General features: G+C 37.2%; 31 protein-coding genes. All 31 read right to left on the reverse strand.

The genetic code is table 11. The features are described 5' to 3' along the window. Nucleotides 1-102 precede the first annotated feature (102 nt). On the reverse strand, nt 103-264 hold the full coding sequence (locus tag GRF59_RS29775) for a hypothetical protein (protein WP_237391830.1): 162 nt from the start codon (nt 262-264) through the stop codon (nt 103-105). A gap of 185 nt (nt 265-449) precedes the next feature. After that, a complete protein-coding gene (locus GRF59_RS14385) occupies nt 450-1,079 on the reverse strand; it encodes a hypothetical protein (RefSeq protein WP_160498416.1) in 630 nt (209 codons plus the stop codon). A 47-nt stretch (nt 1,080-1,126) separates the two neighbouring features. After that, the gene (locus tag GRF59_RS14390) at nt 1,127-1,399 is read right to left on the reverse strand and encodes a hypothetical protein (RefSeq protein WP_160498417.1); all 273 of its coding nucleotides are present in this window, start codon (nt 1,397-1,399) and stop codon (nt 1,127-1,129) included. Nucleotides 1,400-1,422: 23 nt separating this feature from the next. Beyond that, complete coding sequence (locus GRF59_RS14395; RefSeq protein WP_160498418.1) at nt 1,423-1,641, reverse strand: hypothetical protein; 219 nt, start codon at nt 1,639-1,641, stop codon at nt 1,423-1,425. Beyond that, complete coding sequence (locus tag GRF59_RS14400) at nt 1,638-1,826, reverse strand: hypothetical protein (RefSeq protein WP_160498419.1); 189 nt, start codon at nt 1,824-1,826, stop codon at nt 1,638-1,640. The genes GRF59_RS14395 and GRF59_RS14400 overlap by 4 nt, the downstream gene beginning before the upstream one ends. After that, nucleotides 1,823-2,002, reverse strand: a complete 180-nt coding sequence (locus tag GRF59_RS14405; RefSeq protein WP_160498420.1) for a hypothetical protein — start codon at nt 2,000-2,002, stop codon at nt 1,823-1,825. Before GRF59_RS14405 ends, GRF59_RS14400 begins: the two co-directional genes overlap by 4 nt. Continuing rightward, on the reverse strand, nt 1,999-2,433 hold the full coding sequence (locus GRF59_RS14410; RefSeq protein ID WP_160498421.1) for a hypothetical protein: 435 nt from the start codon (nt 2,431-2,433) through the stop codon (nt 1,999-2,001). The genes GRF59_RS14405 and GRF59_RS14410 overlap by 4 nt, the downstream gene beginning before the upstream one ends. Beyond that, nucleotides 2,423-2,779 (reverse strand): hypothetical protein, encoded by a 357-nt coding sequence (locus GRF59_RS14415; protein ID WP_160498422.1) that lies wholly within the window; start codon nt 2,777-2,779, stop codon nt 2,423-2,425. The genes GRF59_RS14410 and GRF59_RS14415 overlap by 11 nt, the downstream gene beginning before the upstream one ends. After that, a complete protein-coding gene (locus tag GRF59_RS14420) occupies nt 2,772-3,185 on the reverse strand; it encodes a YopX family protein (protein WP_160498423.1) in 414 nt (137 codons plus the stop codon). Before GRF59_RS14420 ends, GRF59_RS14415 begins: the two co-directional genes overlap by 8 nt. Beyond that, the gene (locus tag GRF59_RS14425) at nt 3,172-3,378 is read right to left on the reverse strand and encodes a hypothetical protein (RefSeq protein ID WP_160498424.1); all 207 of its coding nucleotides are present in this window, start codon (nt 3,376-3,378) and stop codon (nt 3,172-3,174) included. The genes GRF59_RS14420 and GRF59_RS14425 overlap by 14 nt, the downstream gene beginning before the upstream one ends. Before the next feature lie 33 nt (nt 3,379-3,411). Continuing rightward, nucleotides 3,412-3,768, reverse strand: coding sequence for a hypothetical protein (locus GRF59_RS14430; protein WP_160498425.1), 357 nt, complete (start codon nt 3,766-3,768; stop codon nt 3,412-3,414). Nucleotides 3,769-3,839: 71 nt separating this feature from the next. Then, complete coding sequence (locus GRF59_RS14435; protein ID WP_160498426.1) at nt 3,840-4,034, reverse strand: hypothetical protein; 195 nt, start codon at nt 4,032-4,034, stop codon at nt 3,840-3,842. 52 nt (nt 4,035-4,086) lie between these two features. Then, a complete protein-coding gene (locus GRF59_RS14440; protein ID WP_160498427.1) occupies nt 4,087-4,254 on the reverse strand; it encodes a hypothetical protein in 168 nt (55 codons plus the stop codon). Nucleotides 4,255-4,341: 87 nt separating this feature from the next. After that, entirely contained in the window at nt 4,342-4,632 is a 291-nt protein-coding gene (locus GRF59_RS14445; RefSeq protein WP_160498428.1) for a hypothetical protein, read from the reverse strand. An 81-nt stretch (nt 4,633-4,713) separates the two neighbouring features. Then, the gene (locus tag GRF59_RS14450) at nt 4,714-5,094 is read right to left on the reverse strand and encodes a hypothetical protein (RefSeq protein ID WP_160498429.1); all 381 of its coding nucleotides are present in this window, start codon (nt 5,092-5,094) and stop codon (nt 4,714-4,716) included. A gap of 38 nt (nt 5,095-5,132) precedes the next feature. Then, entirely contained in the window at nt 5,133-5,420 is a 288-nt protein-coding gene (locus tag GRF59_RS14455; RefSeq protein WP_160498430.1) for a hypothetical protein, read from the reverse strand. Nucleotides 5,421-5,586: 166 nt separating this feature from the next. Continuing rightward, on the reverse strand, nt 5,587-5,745 hold the full coding sequence (locus GRF59_RS29780; RefSeq protein WP_237391831.1) for a hypothetical protein: 159 nt from the start codon (nt 5,743-5,745) through the stop codon (nt 5,587-5,589). Between the two features lie 83 nt (nt 5,746-5,828). Then, a complete protein-coding gene (locus GRF59_RS30295; protein ID WP_423802957.1) occupies nt 5,829-6,329 on the reverse strand; it encodes a CPBP family intramembrane glutamic endopeptidase in 501 nt (166 codons plus the stop codon). A 102-nt stretch (nt 6,330-6,431) separates the two neighbouring features. After that, nucleotides 6,432-7,139, reverse strand: coding sequence for an FAD-dependent thymidylate synthase (gene thyX, locus GRF59_RS14465; RefSeq protein WP_160498432.1), 708 nt, complete (start codon nt 7,137-7,139; stop codon nt 6,432-6,434). Nucleotides 7,140-7,209: 70 nt separating this feature from the next. Continuing rightward, nucleotides 7,210-7,629, reverse strand: coding sequence for a dUTP diphosphatase (locus GRF59_RS14470; RefSeq protein ID WP_341480102.1), 420 nt, complete (start codon nt 7,627-7,629; stop codon nt 7,210-7,212). A gap of 339 nt (nt 7,630-7,968) precedes the next feature. Beyond that, entirely contained in the window at nt 7,969-8,376 is a 408-nt protein-coding gene (locus GRF59_RS14475) for a flavodoxin family protein (protein WP_160498433.1), read from the reverse strand. Beyond that, complete coding sequence (locus GRF59_RS14480; protein ID WP_160498434.1) at nt 8,366-9,463, reverse strand: ribonucleotide-diphosphate reductase subunit beta; 1,098 nt, start codon at nt 9,461-9,463, stop codon at nt 8,366-8,368. The genes GRF59_RS14475 and GRF59_RS14480 overlap by 11 nt, the downstream gene beginning before the upstream one ends. Before the next feature lie 22 nt (nt 9,464-9,485). Next, entirely contained in the window at nt 9,486-11,747 is a 2,262-nt protein-coding gene (locus GRF59_RS14485; protein ID WP_237391832.1) for a ribonucleoside-diphosphate reductase subunit alpha, read from the reverse strand. Between the two features lie 79 nt (nt 11,748-11,826). Then, on the reverse strand, nt 11,827-12,057 hold the full coding sequence (locus GRF59_RS14490; RefSeq protein ID WP_237391833.1) for a hypothetical protein: 231 nt from the start codon (nt 12,055-12,057) through the stop codon (nt 11,827-11,829). Nucleotides 12,058-12,139: 82 nt separating this feature from the next. Continuing rightward, nucleotides 12,140-12,373: a hypothetical protein gene (locus GRF59_RS14495; protein WP_160498437.1), complete on the reverse strand. Its 234-nt coding sequence runs from the start codon at nt 12,371-12,373 to the stop codon at nt 12,140-12,142. Continuing rightward, complete coding sequence (locus tag GRF59_RS14500) at nt 12,373-12,579, reverse strand: hypothetical protein (RefSeq protein WP_160498438.1); 207 nt, start codon at nt 12,577-12,579, stop codon at nt 12,373-12,375. Before GRF59_RS14500 ends, GRF59_RS14495 begins: the two co-directional genes overlap by 1 nt. 48 nt (nt 12,580-12,627) lie before the next feature. Further along, nucleotides 12,628-12,990, reverse strand: a complete 363-nt coding sequence (locus tag GRF59_RS29785) for an Acb2/Tad1 domain-containing protein (protein ID WP_237391834.1) — start codon at nt 12,988-12,990, stop codon at nt 12,628-12,630. Between the two features lie 46 nt (nt 12,991-13,036). Continuing rightward, the gene (locus tag GRF59_RS14510; RefSeq protein ID WP_160498439.1) at nt 13,037-13,231 is read right to left on the reverse strand and encodes a hypothetical protein; all 195 of its coding nucleotides are present in this window, start codon (nt 13,229-13,231) and stop codon (nt 13,037-13,039) included. A gap of 37 nt (nt 13,232-13,268) precedes the next feature. After that, the gene (locus GRF59_RS29415) at nt 13,269-13,640 is read right to left on the reverse strand and encodes a hypothetical protein (protein WP_202128693.1); all 372 of its coding nucleotides are present in this window, start codon (nt 13,638-13,640) and stop codon (nt 13,269-13,271) included. After that, nucleotides 13,641-14,084, reverse strand: a complete 444-nt coding sequence (locus tag GRF59_RS14515; RefSeq protein ID WP_237391835.1) for a hypothetical protein — start codon at nt 14,082-14,084, stop codon at nt 13,641-13,643. After that, complete coding sequence (locus GRF59_RS14520; RefSeq protein WP_160498440.1) at nt 14,081-14,317, reverse strand: hypothetical protein; 237 nt, start codon at nt 14,315-14,317, stop codon at nt 14,081-14,083. Before GRF59_RS14520 ends, GRF59_RS14515 begins: the two co-directional genes overlap by 4 nt. Nucleotides 14,318-14,335: the final 18 nt, after the last annotated feature.

Below are 14,335 nucleotides of genomic sequence, written 5' to 3' on the forward strand. Positions count from 1 at the left end.
TTTTATCTTTAAATATCGGCATCATTATCATCAAACCGCAAATTATAGTTATACAATCCTTCAAGTTGTTTATCATGATGTGTCCCTTTCAGTTGTAAGTATTCATAGTATGCCAATGCCGCTGAGAGTAAAGTGATAATCATCCATCCAATCCACAGGTGCGATCCAGTTATTAGGCATGATGCTGCAATAAACAAGCTCCACAATCCAATTGTTAGTGTAACTGTAAATCTGTTTATGATAATTCGTCACTCCTTTCTTCATGAAATATGGTTTTCATCAATGATAAGTTTGCAAATAACCCATTAAACAAATAAGAAGCATAATCAGATAGACAATAACAAATACTGTCCAATCTCTCTTTGTTTTAGGATATTGATCCCTGTGAACCTTCCAAATATTCTTCAATATTCTTTTCATATTTATCTCATTATTCTCCTTTCTGAATTTTAAAATCTTTCACAGCGAACTACACCATTTTCTTCTGGATTGTAACGTCCAAGCACATAGTCAGGCCTTCGTTGATCTGGCTGAGGACAAACAGCTAGAATCCTCCATCCCGTGCTGATGATATCCTGCAGTTCCTCTGTGCATTTATCTACTGCATAACCAAGCTGATTAATATTAAGCAGACCAATATTACCAATATGCACATCACAACGTTGGTTGAATTCGATGGTCTCATTAAAATTCATTAGAGCATTTGTTAATTTGGACTCAATGTCTTTCATTTGTTCCACCATGTTTAGCATTTGAGAGTGAGATGACTGAATCATACCCCTCACTTTAAATTTGAGTTTGGGGAATGTTTTAATTAATGACTCAACGTCAGACAAATATTCTTTTACTGAGCCCAGTTTCACCTTATTCGACTCTCTAACTAGCTTTTTCGTGCTGTCTTCCTTTTCTGCTTCCTCTTTGCTATATGTATGATTCCAACTATAAAACTCCATTACATTACCCTCGTTATCTTCAACCAATTCAGAATATGTTATCTCATCGCATAGGTAATCTTCAATATGAGCCAATTCATCTCTTGTGACAATTTGATTATCATCAAAACTAACTCTTGCAAACATATATTTCTCCTTTCATTGCTTATCTTTATGAAACAGGTATTTTATCTTTATACTATTGCTTCGTCTTTCATTGCTTCCCATAAAGCATCGACCAATTCTTTCCCTTCATAATTCTTATCAAAAACGAATATATTCCACTTCCCATCTACAATGTCTTTACTAATTGTCACCTCGTCTAAGAAATCAATCATCTTACCAATATCCATTTTCTTATGGTGATAAGACGACCAATCTTTTCGTGGCGCAATCTCATTAAAAAACGAGTAAAATTGTTCTTCTGTAACCTCTTTTGCTTGTTTTGGTACAATATGATATTTCATCTCAATCTCTCACTCTCCTCATTTTATCCCTCCCCTGGAAGGTTGATGGTGGGGTCCTCTTGTCTCAACAAATCAGCCATCTCAACAATTGCCTGACTAGATAAAATCCGCACGTATGAGTCCCCTTCTTCGTCTTTTAATTCAGGGATTAGGTGGAATACGTCACCGTCTCGGCCTTCCATAAAAAAGTTTTCGTATCCGAATACGTCAATCCATTTTATTTTATTGCCTTCACGAGTCACTTTGCTTCAGCCTCCTTGATGAGTTCACAGTGTTCCAAAGCGTATTTACTGTCAGCGTCGCAAATAGCATTCTTACCCTTATAGAGCGTAGGATCGCCTTCCCACCGACCCAATGTAAGGATATCGCCTACTTGTGCAGTACCTTCCCATCCGTCTGGTATGTCTTTTATGACTCGGTATTTCATGCTTCAGCCTCCTTATCCATTACTGCTTCAGCCTGCAAGTGCTTTGCGAATTCATCATCCACCATTATTTTCTTATTGCCTTTGCACACCTCGCATTGAATTTGTTCCGGGCCCCACCAGTCACTTGTAACATACCAACCTTCTCCGTCGCAGTTGTAGCAATCTATTTCAGTCATTCAGTTGCCTCCTTTGGGTAAAGGGTGGAAAGTACCTGTTGAAAGAATGGTTCTGCATCATCCCGGTACATGTCTTCTGAGATATAGCGTTCTATAGCTTCTTTTAGCTTCTGTTCCCGGGACTCTGCCGCCTCAAGCTCAATGTTTCCTTGTCTTGTTGCTTCTCTCCAATAATCGGCTTGGTCTTTCTCTGCTGCTGCCTTAGCTCTTTCATTGTGCAATTCAAACAACAGATTGCGTCTAGGATTATCCAGTGCCTGTTGTAATTCGTCTGCCCGTTCTTTCTCTGCTGCGTATTGTTGGAGCCAATATTCAATTACATCTACTACCGGAACTCCTTTAATCGTTTGTTCGTTGATACTTGTCGTTCTGTTTTTTCTGTATGTCTTTATGATTAACAAATCCGCTTGCCAGTCCCGTTTATCTGACATCTTCTGGGCCCTCCTTGATTAAGAGTTCCAAATCTCTAACGCATTCCGTTGTCAAATACACATAATTATCAAACTGTACAGTGATTTGTCCATCTGACATAATTTTTCCTGTAGTTGCTGTGCCAAAGCCATGAACAGGATGTCTTACTCTATCGTCTGGTTTTAAGGTGGGTAAGGGGATGGGATCGGGATCGAACACTCCATATTCCACAGCAGTAGCAACTTTATCGAATGAATGCTGCCCTTCACCATAATCCCCCATTTTTTCCTCTGGGTATTCTCTAAATTGTTCCTCAAGCCATGCCAGCAGTTTGTTTTTGCTTATCAGGTCGTTTTGGTTATTCATGGGTTACCTCCAATAGAGAAGGATTTTCGTATATCGAACCAATTACTTCCACAGCCGTAAGGTTTGATCCGTCTACTCCTTTCCACATGCGGCACCGATCAAATGGTTTCCAGCAAGCGGCTTCGTTATTGTAGATCACTGTTTTTGTGTGCTCATTGTCGCAATAATGATCTGAGTAACCGCCTTGTATTTTTACTTTCACGATATCCCCTTCATAGATATCCTTTCCGTTACGGTCTTTGAGGCCGGTGTATTGCATCAAAATCATTTCATCATCCGAGAAACCACGTACATACTTACCATCTAACGGACTAAACGCAGCCACCTTGCCATTTGGATCAATAGTGACTTCATAATCCATCTTTTTCTCAAAAATGTCCCACGCTCTAAATTTAATTGTTCTCATATCTTGTATCCCTCCTGGTTGACTCAACCTTCCTGATTACAGGTATAACTTCATCGTTTTCGTTTACATATTCGTCTTTATGTTCGATACACATATGCACGTAATCCTCAAAATTTGTTCCAATAACAAAATCTGCTTCACGATTGCATCCTATATGACAGCATGGGAAGTTTCCTGAATCGCGCCAACTCATTCTGTATCCCTCCTGATATGGATAGGCTAAGCTTTAATCAATAATCACTTCTGGTCCATCAAGCATCCAGTATTTTGTTGCATGATCGCTGCTAAAGGCTTTGTCTAAAACGGCTTGTATCCGGTCATAATGCTCTTGCTTCAAGCAGTCATATGCCCTATCATCCCAGTCCTCGTACATTTCCTCGTATTGGATTTCAATGTATTCCCTCAGCATTTGCTTTGCATCCGGTTTCCAGCGCTGTTCAGAGGCTACATACCACGTATGTTCTACAAGGTCTTCGCCATCTTCAATCCTTTGGCGCAGCTCTCCGGGAGATACGGTAAAGTGAGCATCCTCGTAACTGAGTAGGGCATCATTCGGCAATTCAGATAATTTTACTTTGGACATTTTTATTCGCTCCTTTATAGGACAGAGGCAGGGTTATGCCTCTATCCTGTGTGTTTTGTTCGTAATGTGCATTAGTCTTCTTCATAGTAATAAGGAATTTTGTTGGGAAGTGGTGATCTGAAAATTACATGCTCTACACTGGAGCAACCCATCTGATCGCAATTATGGCTTTCCTCGTCCGCCGGTATTCCTGTTACGACAATTTCCTGGTGAGACATGTACACAGTCGCATCTTCCCGTTCTTCAAACCCTTTTGGAAGGTTCATTTACATCGTCCTTTCAGATTTACTATATTAGGTTTGCTGCATTACACACTAACTACCTTTCCAGCTTTCTTGTAATTGATAATCTGGACTCTTCATAATGCGCAATCTCGGGTTCGAGTTCCCCTAACATGTCGTGAGGGTCCTGAGCTTCTACCAAGCTTTTTAGATACTCATACTCCGATTTGCTCAAATAAAGCGCCTTGTAATACGGCTTCTTCATCGCTTTCCCTCCTTCGCCTTGTGTCTACTGCGTCATTGCCTCTTATCAGGTCTATCAGGTTTACAAGGTCTCCCTTGCTTTTATCTATCAATACTTATCAACTCTCCGTTCGACTGGGCAAACCATCTTACATCGAGATACAATACTATCTATTGATGGGTCAGAAATTTGAACTATTTGATCTCCATCCCATACAATATCTCCTGCTCTGAATTCATCAATATTTCGGTTCCATTGTCTCCACTTTACTTTTTCTTGCATTATGTGGACTTCACTTTCTGTAGCTAGTTCAAGAATTAGTGCACCGCCTAGACTGTTGCCAATTGCCTTATACCATTCATTTGTTTGTGGATGTTGCAATAATTGTACTTCCTTCATCAGTCATTCTTCTCCTATCTCTCTTATTCTCTATTTTACTCTCGTTTTCTAATCCTGTTTTTTGATGAAAGACGGCTTTCATCAACTTGTTAAACCAACGATTCCTTCGATGCTAATATTCCAGCCACAGCGATATAATTGATTACTATCTTCTGATTTTTTCGTATTTTCCATAGTTTTATGTATTTGTCCTTCAACTTTATTAACATCGAACGTTCTCAATAGATGGGTCAATGAAGCATACTCGTGTTTAACAACTCTTCTTTCTCTTAGCGCTTTTTGTAATTCTTTATATTTCTTAAATCCATTAGCAGCATTAAGATTATTGATTTCAATGTCATGATAAATCTGATTCACCTTAATATCACATTCAGACACCAATTTTTTTAGTTTTTCATGATCCTTTTTTATCTTGTTGATTGTCTCAGATAGAGCTGTTCCATACTCGATAGCAAGACACATCGTTATCACCCTTTTAAATTAGTTGTATTTAAAGCCTTCTAAACCAATATCTTTCCTTCAAGTCTGTCATAAGTTGCTTTAACCGATTCACGTACATCTATGTATTTATCCTTGTTTTTGCGCATATGTATCACTTTATTACCTTTGACTACGAAACAGTTATAGTAGTATTGAATGTACTTTTCTCCATCAATTGTTGCTGTGCGTGTTCCAAGTTGTACTGCACGTTTGATCTTATATTCAACATCAGTTATTGATTCACACTTAGCGTAACTAAAAGGACATAGTTCTTTATACTGCTCAATGACTCTTGATTTTACTTTCATTCAATCTCTCCTTTACTATTAGAAAACTCAATATAAAACTGACTATTCAATTGCTTTACGCCATCGGATTTTCCGAGGTTATAGCACATCTCTTTATGACCTTCTCTAACTTCTTCAAGCAGCCGACTCCAAAACAACATATGTATTAGACTTTTAAACATCTTCATTAGAGCACTCTTTTTCCGGTTACATTTACAATTTTGCTTTTTCCTAACCTCATTACCTTAAATGGTTTGCTTGAATAATCCTGGTATTTAACGAGTTCATTATAGAAATCTTCATTTAACTCGTACTTCTTACCCTCATATGTATAGGTTTCACCCATAACAAAATTTGTAGCTTTAATTTCTTCTCCATCACAGCAAATTGAAACAATGTACTTGATTAGATCGTTGACTTTAATATGTATCATCCCTTCACAGATTGAGTTAAAATTATGAAATAATTGAATAGAAAATGGCTTAATATCGGAACAAATATACTGTTTGATTTCTTGTAGTAATAGCCCCAAACGATTCCCAAGAACACATATCCAAGAAAGCCAGTAAGGTCAAAATGCAATACTGAGAAAACTAAAGCGCTTATCGTTATTGATATATTATTATTCGTATGTTTATTTAATTGATTTAGTATTAGCTTCCTACATATCAACTCCTCAAATATTGGACTAAACAATACAGCGTAAACTATCATGATTGGTGTTTGTGTTTTATGTACTGATGGTGGATCAAGAAAGTGAGAAGAAATACTCATTAATACGCTATAGCCCATAAATGAAATACAAAACGAGTAAAATATCATTTCCCATGTAACACGCTGTTTAAGTGCTTTCCACTCATCATTAAATAGTTTATGCCGAAACTTGATAATAAACATTAAAATCAATGTTGGTACAATGCTAAGGAACATATACACTCTTAACGATCACTCTCCTATTCAGTTATCAAAGAAAAAAGTACAGGAATGATTTCCTGTACTTAATATATCACAAATATTGTGTTATGTCTATATTTATTTTATTAATTCTGAAAGACTGGCTGGGAATTTTTCTTTGGTTAGTTCGAGTACAGCTTTTGCGTAATCTTGGATTTCCTTCTGAGCGTCGTGTTTTAGGCGCTGAGATAAGAAGTGACATACTCCCTGGAGCGAAGTAGACCAGTACCATCTTACATACATGCCATAGGCAGGTAGGAATAGACGTGCTTGTTCGGCACAAATTCCATTTTCTAATGCCCATTCATAATCGGCTAGTTGTTTATCTACTGATTCCATCAAACGTTTAGTTGCTGGATTACCAACATCAAAAGGAACATAATCCCCGCTACCCTGTTTTGAGTTTTCTGGTTTACCTCTCCATTCATTGAATGCAGGAATATAAAACGTGGGATCTTCGGTAATGTACCGGCGAGATGATTCATTCCAGGCTTCAAGTGCATCGTAACTATCCTGTTCTTCAAGATGGGTAGAACCGATTCTATATTTATGCCACTGTCTGGCTACCATCAATGGAGCATAAACTTCAAACTGTAGGAATGCGTGTCTGAAGGGGCTCGAATGGCCTTCTCTTGCAAGGAACTTAAGTAGACGAACATCTTTATCAGTCATTTCAGTTGATTCCTTATCGAACGAAACACGTGCTGCATTAACGGGAGTCAAGTCTGATCCCATTACATCTACTAGTCTTACGTATCCCTGATCCAAAACGTTGATTTTATTCATTTATCTACACGTATCTCCCTTATCTATTTTAAGATATATTCACTTTTGGAATTGTACTATCATCTTGTTTCTATGCTTTACCAGTGCTTCCGATTCCGCCTCTACTTACTGCATCAAGATTTTCAACCGTTACAATCTCAACTTCTGGCATAACTTCTTGAATGCGAAATTGACAGATTCGGTCATTCTTTTTGATAACAGTATCTCTCATTGCAAGGGCGGGGAAATGCCATTGGTCTTCGTTACCAGAGTATGAGTTATCAATCACTCCAAAGTGATTTGTCTGAATGATACCGAAGTTTTTATATGTGCTGCTTCTTGGAACTGGATTTGCTTCATAGCCTTCCGGTAACTTCATACCGACTCCCAGAGGAATTAGTGCATACTCTCCCTGCTTTAATTCAATATCTGTAGCTGAGCGAAGGTCAATCCAGTCACCTTTACTGATTTTTTGAATTGGCTCGATGTCAGCAAAGTATTTCACTTTGATTTGAAGTGGATTCGGTTTTGTATCAACTTGGCTAAAATACGTACCTAATCTATATCCCGACTCAGAAGTTGTTTCAATGGCTTCATGTAGCTTAGACAGCATTTCATTGAGACTAAGCTTTAAGCCCAAATGTTTCTTTGGTTGCTTATACTCTTCAAGTTGCGAATTGTCAAACCAGACAGTAATGCGTTGATCATTCTCTCTGCTGAAATATGTAACCTTGGTCTTATTAATACCAATCTCTTTCACAATGCCCTTCTTGTTAATACCTTTGACAAAGACGGGCTTATTAATTTCTGCATAAAATGGTTGTTTCATATGTATCTTCTAACTCCCTTATTAATCTAGTTTTAACATCTCATAGAACTTATTTTTCACTTTATCTGTCGGGTATCCCTCGAATTTATACTTAAAAATGATCTCGTTATTTTGCTTCAGTAATTCCTCAAGTGTGTCTATCGCACCACAAAAGTCTTCTCCATAAATAGTATTTCCGCTGCCAAAGAGACCAATCTTTCTTCCGGTGAGACTCCTGAGTTCATTAATTATTTGCTTGAAATACATCGGTGGAACTCCTCTACCATAAGTAGGAGAACCAATGACAATAACTTCTTCGTTCCCAAATTCAAATTGCTTAGGATCTTTATTATTTAGTCTAATGACCGGGAAATCTTGTTGATTTATGTCTTCTACCAATGCTGCCGTCTTTCCGGTCAACGAAAAATAGTATATAGCTTTAGTAATCATAATCCTCACCAGATGAGTGCTCATAATTGATTGCATCTGTTTGAAGGAAATCTGTTCTTGTTACGATTTGTTTGCTGTCGTTTTTGTCACGTTTTTTGCTGCCATAAGTAACAATCCATCTCGATTTAATTTCTTGGTTCTCTGGATATGGTTCCTGAATACCTGCATTACGAGCAATCAAATTAGCTAAATATTCAATGTAATTCATGTATTCTTTCATACTTAGTGTTTCGATGTCTTTGAAAATGTACTTAGCCCAAGCCTTTTCTTTTTCCACGCAATCCTTAATAAAGTAAACAGCATATTGTTGGTTTTCAGTTGTGTTTAGTTGAGGATTTTCACCCATAATTGAACGAATGAGAGTGCCGTAGAACTCTGAGTGTTGTACTTCATCAGTTTTAATCATACAAATGAGGTTATTGGAGCCCATCATTTTTTGATCTCTTGCGAGAGAGTGAAAATAAACAAATCCACCAGTAAAGAAGAGACCTTCAAGATTCTGATAAGCAAGGAGCCCCTCAAAAGACGCTTGCAGGAAGTTATTATCAATCTGCTTTTTGTTTACTACATAATCAACCACAGTATCGAGGAAGGTTTGAATTTTATCCAGAACTAGTTTATTGCGTTCCAGTAAGACCGGGATTCGTTTTACTTCTTCGAATGCCTCCCTCTTTTGTTGATCATTAAGCATAGTAGACGTCAGATACTGATATGAGCGATTATGAAGATTTTCAAAATAATTAATTAGTGCGATATTAGAGCGAATGCTTGGATCAGTAACCATATAAGACAAAAACATATTAAAATCGGTAGCATGTGAATCAAGTTGATTCAACATTCCCGTGATTGTATTAAATACATATTTCTCAGCTTCAGTTAGCTTAGAATTGTACTGTTCAATATCTTTACCAAGTTTAACTTCATCTTCATTCCAGAACTCTGCTGACAAATTTTTATTAATGTCCAACATTGTTGGATACTTAAGGTTATCCCAGTCTCTAATCCCACTTGATCCCCCACCAAAAATGCTAGTGGGGAGATTGCTATTTTCTGCCTCAAAAATCTTAAATGGTAGTATGGTATTCATTTATTCTTTCCTCTCTCTTTTTCTAGGCTTCGCACATTGTGCAGTTGTCTGTTCGTTCATATTCTTCGGTATATGTATAATAAATTGTCTTCAATCCCTTATTCCAAGCGCCCAAATCAAGTCTCACCGTCTCTGACCCATTGATCGATTTAAGTACGTGCATGTTGTGCGACACTGCTTGGTCAATGTGCTTCATCGCTGCAGCCACAACATTGATCGACCACATTTCATCCATCTCAAAACCTGATTTGTAATATTCCTTCGTTTTATCGTTGTAGTTTGATGGCGTAATAATCATGTTTAGTCCAGATTTAACTTCACGATAAATTACCTCATACAATGGATCTGTACTCGGAGAACCGTTCATAATGATACTATTACTTGATGTAGGAGCAATAGCCATCAGATAACCGTTTCTCATTGCTTTCTTAGACATTTCCTTAATCTCTAGCCATTCATCTGAATTATAGTTCCGTTTTTCAAAGTACTCTCCTGTGCTCCATTCAGAGCCTTCGAATACTTTGTATGAACCCTTTTCAAGACCAAGTTTATGGGACGCAATAATTGTTGCTTTAGCGATTTGTTCAAATAGTTTATCTACATAACCATAAGCTTGAAAAGAATCCCATTTAACTTGTTTTTCGGCAAGCAGTGTTGCAAGCCCAAGAGATCCTAGGCCAATGGCACGATACTTATGATTTGTAAATGTGGCTTGTGGTACTACTGTACGATTCAGACTGATTACGTTATCCAGTAGGCGCACTTGAATATCAATTACTCGTTGTAGCTCGACATCTTGAGTGAATACATTATGCAGCACCAAAGAAGACAAATTGCATGTTACCAGATCTCCACTTTTGATTCTTGTGGTAATAAGCCCTGTTTCGTGGTCAATTTCCTCAGTGATTAACTCATCATAAGATTGGTTCATGATAATTTCAGAACATAAATTTGATCCAAGTGGCATTCCAATATGACTATTTGGATTCATCCGAGCTGCTGTATCACTAAAATACATGTACGGAGTGCCGCCTGTTTTGCGAGACATGAACATTGCTTTGTGAATTTCAGAAGCATTAACAGTTCGTTTCAGTTCAAGATCTGCTTTCTCGATAATTCGGTAGTAATAAGTAAAAGCATGATCGTCTTCATTTGGCTCTTCATTTTCTTGAAGTTTCCTTCTGTCATAAAGTCTATTTATATCAATACCGAGTTTCTTTTTGACTTCATATGGATCTACAATGGTCCAGGTTTGTTTGTTTTGAAGCCGTCTCATAAACTCATCTGGTAGGCAAACTGCTGTCTTAATTGAATGTGCACGTTTTTCTTGTGAGCCTGTCTTGAGACGTAATTCTAGGAAGTCAAAGATGTCTAGATGATACACAGGCAAGTAAATAGCAATACCAGCAACCCTCGTACCTAATTGATTCACGTACTCAGCAAGTACACTCATTGAACGTGAAGGGTGAGTGATGCCTGTTGCTCGATTTTTAATGCCTCTAATCCAACTTCCTCGCGCTCTAAGGTAATGAGCTGCAATCCCAATCCCGGCTCCATTCTGACTAAAACGTGCGGTTTGTTGTTGTACGTCATAAATATTATATAAATCATCATTCCAGGTAATCTCGTGACAAGATGAAAGGGAACCATGCGGCAACCCTGATGATTTGAGTGTTGGAGTTGCAAGCCCGATATAATGATTGCTTACTGCCCAATACGCTTCTTTAATCAGCCCCATACGATGTGATTTTTTCTCGTCTTTCAAGAGATAAATAACCGCTGTAAGGAAACGTTCTTGTGGAAGTTCTAGCACTTCGCCATCATAACCTTTAACAAGGTAGATACTATTTAACAGAAAGAGTCCCGCATAACTAAAAAGCTTATCTTTGTTAACATCAATCATTTTGCCGATTTGCTGCAATTCATTCTCACTGTACTGTTCAATAAGGTCGGTAGAATATAGCCCTTTCTCGACCATCATTCTGACAAAGGTTGGATAGTCACCATAACCTGATTTGTAATTAAATCCACGCTCTTTTGAAGCTTGCTTATAAAGCTTTCTCCGTAATGTCGATGCTGATAAATATGTATATTGTGGTGAATCTGCACTAATCAATTCGTTTGCTTCACGAATAATTAGATCAAATAATCTGTCTGCATAAATCTCATCCCGACATGTAGCTTCATCAACTACTTTGACTTTAATTGTTTTTAGTTCATCCGCTGGATACTTTTTCCCACTATCTTGAACAATCTCATTAAAGAAACGATCAAATCTTTCCAAGTTAAATTCAGTCTTCTGAATGTATGACTTTCTGTCTTTTAGTACAAGTGTCAATCTATCAACAACCTTTTCACGTATTTTATGTATTCTGTTTCTTCCATATCTTCAACCCAAAATCCATCCAAGCTTCTCTCCATACCTCTTCACTCAAGGTATCGTATTCTTTGAATACCTTTGTTCCAAGGTGCTTTTTTAATTTACTTGTAACGAACTTGTCGTCATGCAGCATCTCTTCCAATTCAGTTCCAACATCTCTTTCAAAACATTCGGTCAACACATCAGTCAACTCGTAGACAGTTCTGATATTCATCACCTTCCATTCAACCGAATTTTTTATTATATTTACTTTATAACGATAAGCCAACAACTATTGGGATGATGAAAGGTACATTTCATTGAATCTCAATGAAGTGCTTACCATAAAAGATATCAAGCCTATCAGAATCAATTTCTTTAATGATATGTCTATCGCCTTGATTACTCTTAGCGCGAATCACTCTCTTGAATGTGTACATATCACGCAAACTTGTTTTGTAGCCTCTATATTCTTTGCCTTCACTAAATGCCAATGTTCCATCATTTAAAACGACATTGTGAATACACAACAGTTTAATATTGTTTCCCATCAGTAAACGTCAACCTCATATTCATAATTGGGATCAACATTATACAACTCTTTTAATTTTCCCTCAATCTTATTTTGCGTTTTTTCATACTTGCTTTGCTTTTCATGATATTTATTTCTATAATAAAGTGCCTCTTCATACTCTACGTAATAAGTATCTTGCAACCGATCAAGTTCACTAACCAATTCTTTAACTTTACTCTCCATTATCTTTCTTCCTCCTTAATACCTCTTAAAATGTGCATTTCATGTTCATTAGTTACGAGCAATACCTGCATTTGCCCAGAACACAACTTGTTCGAGGTTTGTCAATGCCAGGGACTTTTCTCGGCTCTTTGGTACTTGATCTTCTAGGAGGTAAGCAAGTTCTTTAGCTTTCATTCTAATCAATTCATACTTCTCCGGTTGTCCTTCTTTTGGAGGATGATAAGAAAAGTTGTTTTCAATTGTATAGTCGTATTGGTTTTTAACAAAGAAGGCAACATTGTTAACTACATACTTTAAACTATAGACGTAATCGTTGTGTACAATGTCGTATTCATTTTCGATTGCCTGAGCGACCCAATCCTCTACTTCCCCAATTTGGTTCCCCGAGTAATAATCAATGCATTTCAACATTTAATTTATTTCTCCAATCTTCATAAAATTTGACTTTCATCAACCATTACCATTTACCAGTTTCATGATATTCCTTGATACACAATTGGCAGAAAACCAAATCTTCATCTTCAGAAGTATATGGCGCTTTTAAATCAATGTCTCTTTCTTTTAAACATTGATCACAAACAAACATTTTCTTCTTTTTAATATACTCTTTTTTATTTTCTTCTATGTATTGCATTGTGTCCTTAAGACCCATTGTGACACTCCTCTCCACATAAAATGCGGCTTTTATATTAATCTTCTTTTCTATGGCAATAATCGCAAACCATATTGTCTTCTACAATCGAATGCATTTCTTCTCCTGGAAGACTGTCTCCGCACTCTTTACAGTCATACCTAAGGTAATGAAGTGGGTTATATCCAGACCACGTTGACCCTAAATGCTTCGCCACCTCTTCAACTGCTACTGGATCAATATCTACCTTTGCAATATCTCCTTCCTCGATGTCCCCATAAACCTCACTATGCTTGCCTAAAATCTCACCGAAATATGCTTTTCTACCAATTGCATACTCCACTTCTTTTTCTGTAGCAACAAACAATCCTTCAACATCACCTTGGCGACCACAGTCCCAACCGAACTTAAATAGATACTTATTCCCCACTCAAAGGCCTCCTACTTCTGAAATTATAATTCCATTACTCTTCATAGTATCAACTGCTTCTGGTAAGATATCTTCTTTTACTTTCTGCCATCCATACAGTGTCAAACCATAGTACAGATCATTTAACTCCTTATCCTCATCGAACATCTCACCATGTAATCGAATCATTCTTTCCTTAAAAGATTCAGTTCCAATGACATTATAATCAGCATCATATATCTCAAAAGTTTCATCATCTTCTTCGCTATACTTATATGAGTTGTAGATAACAGAGCCATCAGAAAGCCTTGGTTCGTTTTTTAACCACTCATATACTTCCTCATCTGACCTTGCGACAAGATGAGTAATTGTGCCAACTTTACTATCTTTTTGTGAATAATGCTCAAACATGATTTTGTATAGATTCATTTCACTACTCCTTTCTTGATCAAATACGCCTTTCATTTGAAGTTGTAATACCTAACTTGCATAACATTGACCTTCCCATTCATGCTTTCATTTTGAAAATACACATACCTATGTTCATTTCCCCAAGGCATTTTTGAAAATTGACTTCTTGCCTCATCTTCGTTATCTATGTATTTCATTTCAATTCGATTTTCCTCTACAACTTCTTTGAAAATTGAGCAATCACACAATATACTCCCATTTTTAAGTTCAATATCTACATTGAACATGACATAGCTCCTTTCTTA

It is taken from the genome of Paenibacillus dendrobii (assembly GCF_009807035.1).
Lineage (GTDB): Bacteria > Bacillota > Bacilli > Paenibacillales > Paenibacillaceae > Paenibacillus_AQ > Paenibacillus_AQ dendrobii.

What these genes read in the sequence shown, in the direction of transcription:
- GRF59_RS29775 (WP_237391830.1), bottom strand. Translation starts at nt 264, where the DNA reads ATGAAGAAAGGAGTGACGAATTATCATAAACAGATTTACAGTTACACT.
- GRF59_RS14385 (WP_160498416.1), bottom strand. Translation starts at nt 1,079, where the DNA reads ATGTTTGCAAGAGTTAGTTTTGATGATAATCAAATTGTCACAAGAGAT.
- GRF59_RS14390 (WP_160498417.1), bottom strand. Translation starts at nt 1,399, where the DNA reads ATGAAATATCATATTGTACCAAAACAAGCAAAAGAGGTTACAGAAGAA.
- GRF59_RS14400 (WP_160498419.1), bottom strand. Translation starts at nt 1,826, where the DNA reads ATGAAATACCGAGTCATAAAAGACATACCAGACGGATGGGAAGGTACT.
- GRF59_RS14405 (WP_160498420.1), bottom strand. Translation starts at nt 2,002, where the DNA reads ATGACTGAAATAGATTGCTACAACTGCGACGGAGAAGGTTGGTATGTT.
- GRF59_RS14410 (WP_160498421.1), bottom strand. Translation starts at nt 2,433, where the DNA reads ATGTCAGATAAACGGGACTGGCAAGCGGATTTGTTAATCATAAAGACA.
- GRF59_RS14415 (WP_160498422.1), bottom strand. Translation starts at nt 2,779, where the DNA reads ATGAATAACCAAAACGACCTGATAAGCAAAAACAAACTGCTGGCATGG.
- GRF59_RS14420 (WP_160498423.1), bottom strand. Translation starts at nt 3,185, where the DNA reads ATGAGAACAATTAAATTTAGAGCGTGGGACATTTTTGAGAAAAAGATG.
- GRF59_RS14425 (WP_160498424.1), bottom strand. Translation starts at nt 3,378, where the DNA reads ATGAGTTGGCGCGATTCAGGAAACTTCCCATGCTGTCATATAGGATGC.
- GRF59_RS14430 (WP_160498425.1), bottom strand. Translation starts at nt 3,768, where the DNA reads ATGTCCAAAGTAAAATTATCTGAATTGCCGAATGATGCCCTACTCAGT.
- GRF59_RS14435 (WP_160498426.1), bottom strand. Translation starts at nt 4,034, where the DNA reads ATGAACCTTCCAAAAGGGTTTGAAGAACGGGAAGATGCGACTGTGTAC.
- GRF59_RS14440 (WP_160498427.1), bottom strand. Translation starts at nt 4,254, where the DNA reads ATGAAGAAGCCGTATTACAAGGCGCTTTATTTGAGCAAATCGGAGTAT.
- GRF59_RS14445 (WP_160498428.1), bottom strand. Translation starts at nt 4,632, where the DNA reads ATGAAGGAAGTACAATTATTGCAACATCCACAAACAAATGAATGGTAT.
- GRF59_RS14450 (WP_160498429.1), bottom strand. Translation starts at nt 5,094, where the DNA reads ATGTGTCTTGCTATCGAGTATGGAACAGCTCTATCTGAGACAATCAAC.
- GRF59_RS14455 (WP_160498430.1), bottom strand. Translation starts at nt 5,420, where the DNA reads ATGAAAGTAAAATCAAGAGTCATTGAGCAGTATAAAGAACTATGTCCT.
- GRF59_RS29780 (WP_237391831.1), bottom strand. Translation starts at nt 5,745, where the DNA reads ATGGGTGAAACCTATACATATGAGGGTAAGAAGTACGAGTTAAATGAA.
- GRF59_RS30295 (WP_423802957.1), bottom strand. Translation starts at nt 6,329, where the DNA reads ATGTTCCTTAGCATTGTACCAACATTGATTTTAATGTTTATTATCAAG.
- thyX (WP_160498432.1), bottom strand. Translation starts at nt 7,139, where the DNA reads ATGAATAAAATCAACGTTTTGGATCAGGGATACGTAAGACTAGTAGAT.
- GRF59_RS14475 (WP_160498433.1), bottom strand. Translation starts at nt 8,376, where the DNA reads ATGATTACTAAAGCTATATACTATTTTTCGTTGACCGGAAAGACGGCA.
- GRF59_RS14480 (WP_160498434.1), bottom strand. Translation starts at nt 9,463, where the DNA reads ATGAATACCATACTACCATTTAAGATTTTTGAGGCAGAAAATAGCAAT.
- GRF59_RS14490 (WP_237391833.1), bottom strand. Translation starts at nt 12,057, where the DNA reads ATGAATATCAGAACTGTCTACGAGTTGACTGATGTGTTGACCGAATGT.
- GRF59_RS14495 (WP_160498437.1), bottom strand. Translation starts at nt 12,373, where the DNA reads ATGGGAAACAATATTAAACTGTTGTGTATTCACAATGTCGTTTTAAAT.
- GRF59_RS14500 (WP_160498438.1), bottom strand. Translation starts at nt 12,579, where the DNA reads ATGGAGAGTAAAGTTAAAGAATTGGTTAGTGAACTTGATCGGTTGCAA.
- GRF59_RS29785 (WP_237391834.1), bottom strand. Translation starts at nt 12,990, where the DNA reads ATGTTGAAATGCATTGATTATTACTCGGGGAACCAAATTGGGGAAGTA.
- GRF59_RS14510 (WP_160498439.1), bottom strand. Translation starts at nt 13,231, where the DNA reads ATGGGTCTTAAGGACACAATGCAATACATAGAAGAAAATAAAAAAGAG.
- GRF59_RS14515 (WP_237391835.1), bottom strand. Translation starts at nt 14,084, where the DNA reads ATGAAAGGCGTATTTGATCAAGAAAGGAGTAGTGAAATGAATCTATAC.
- GRF59_RS14520 (WP_160498440.1), bottom strand. Translation starts at nt 14,317, where the DNA reads ATGTTCAATGTAGATATTGAACTTAAAAATGGGAGTATATTGTGTGAT.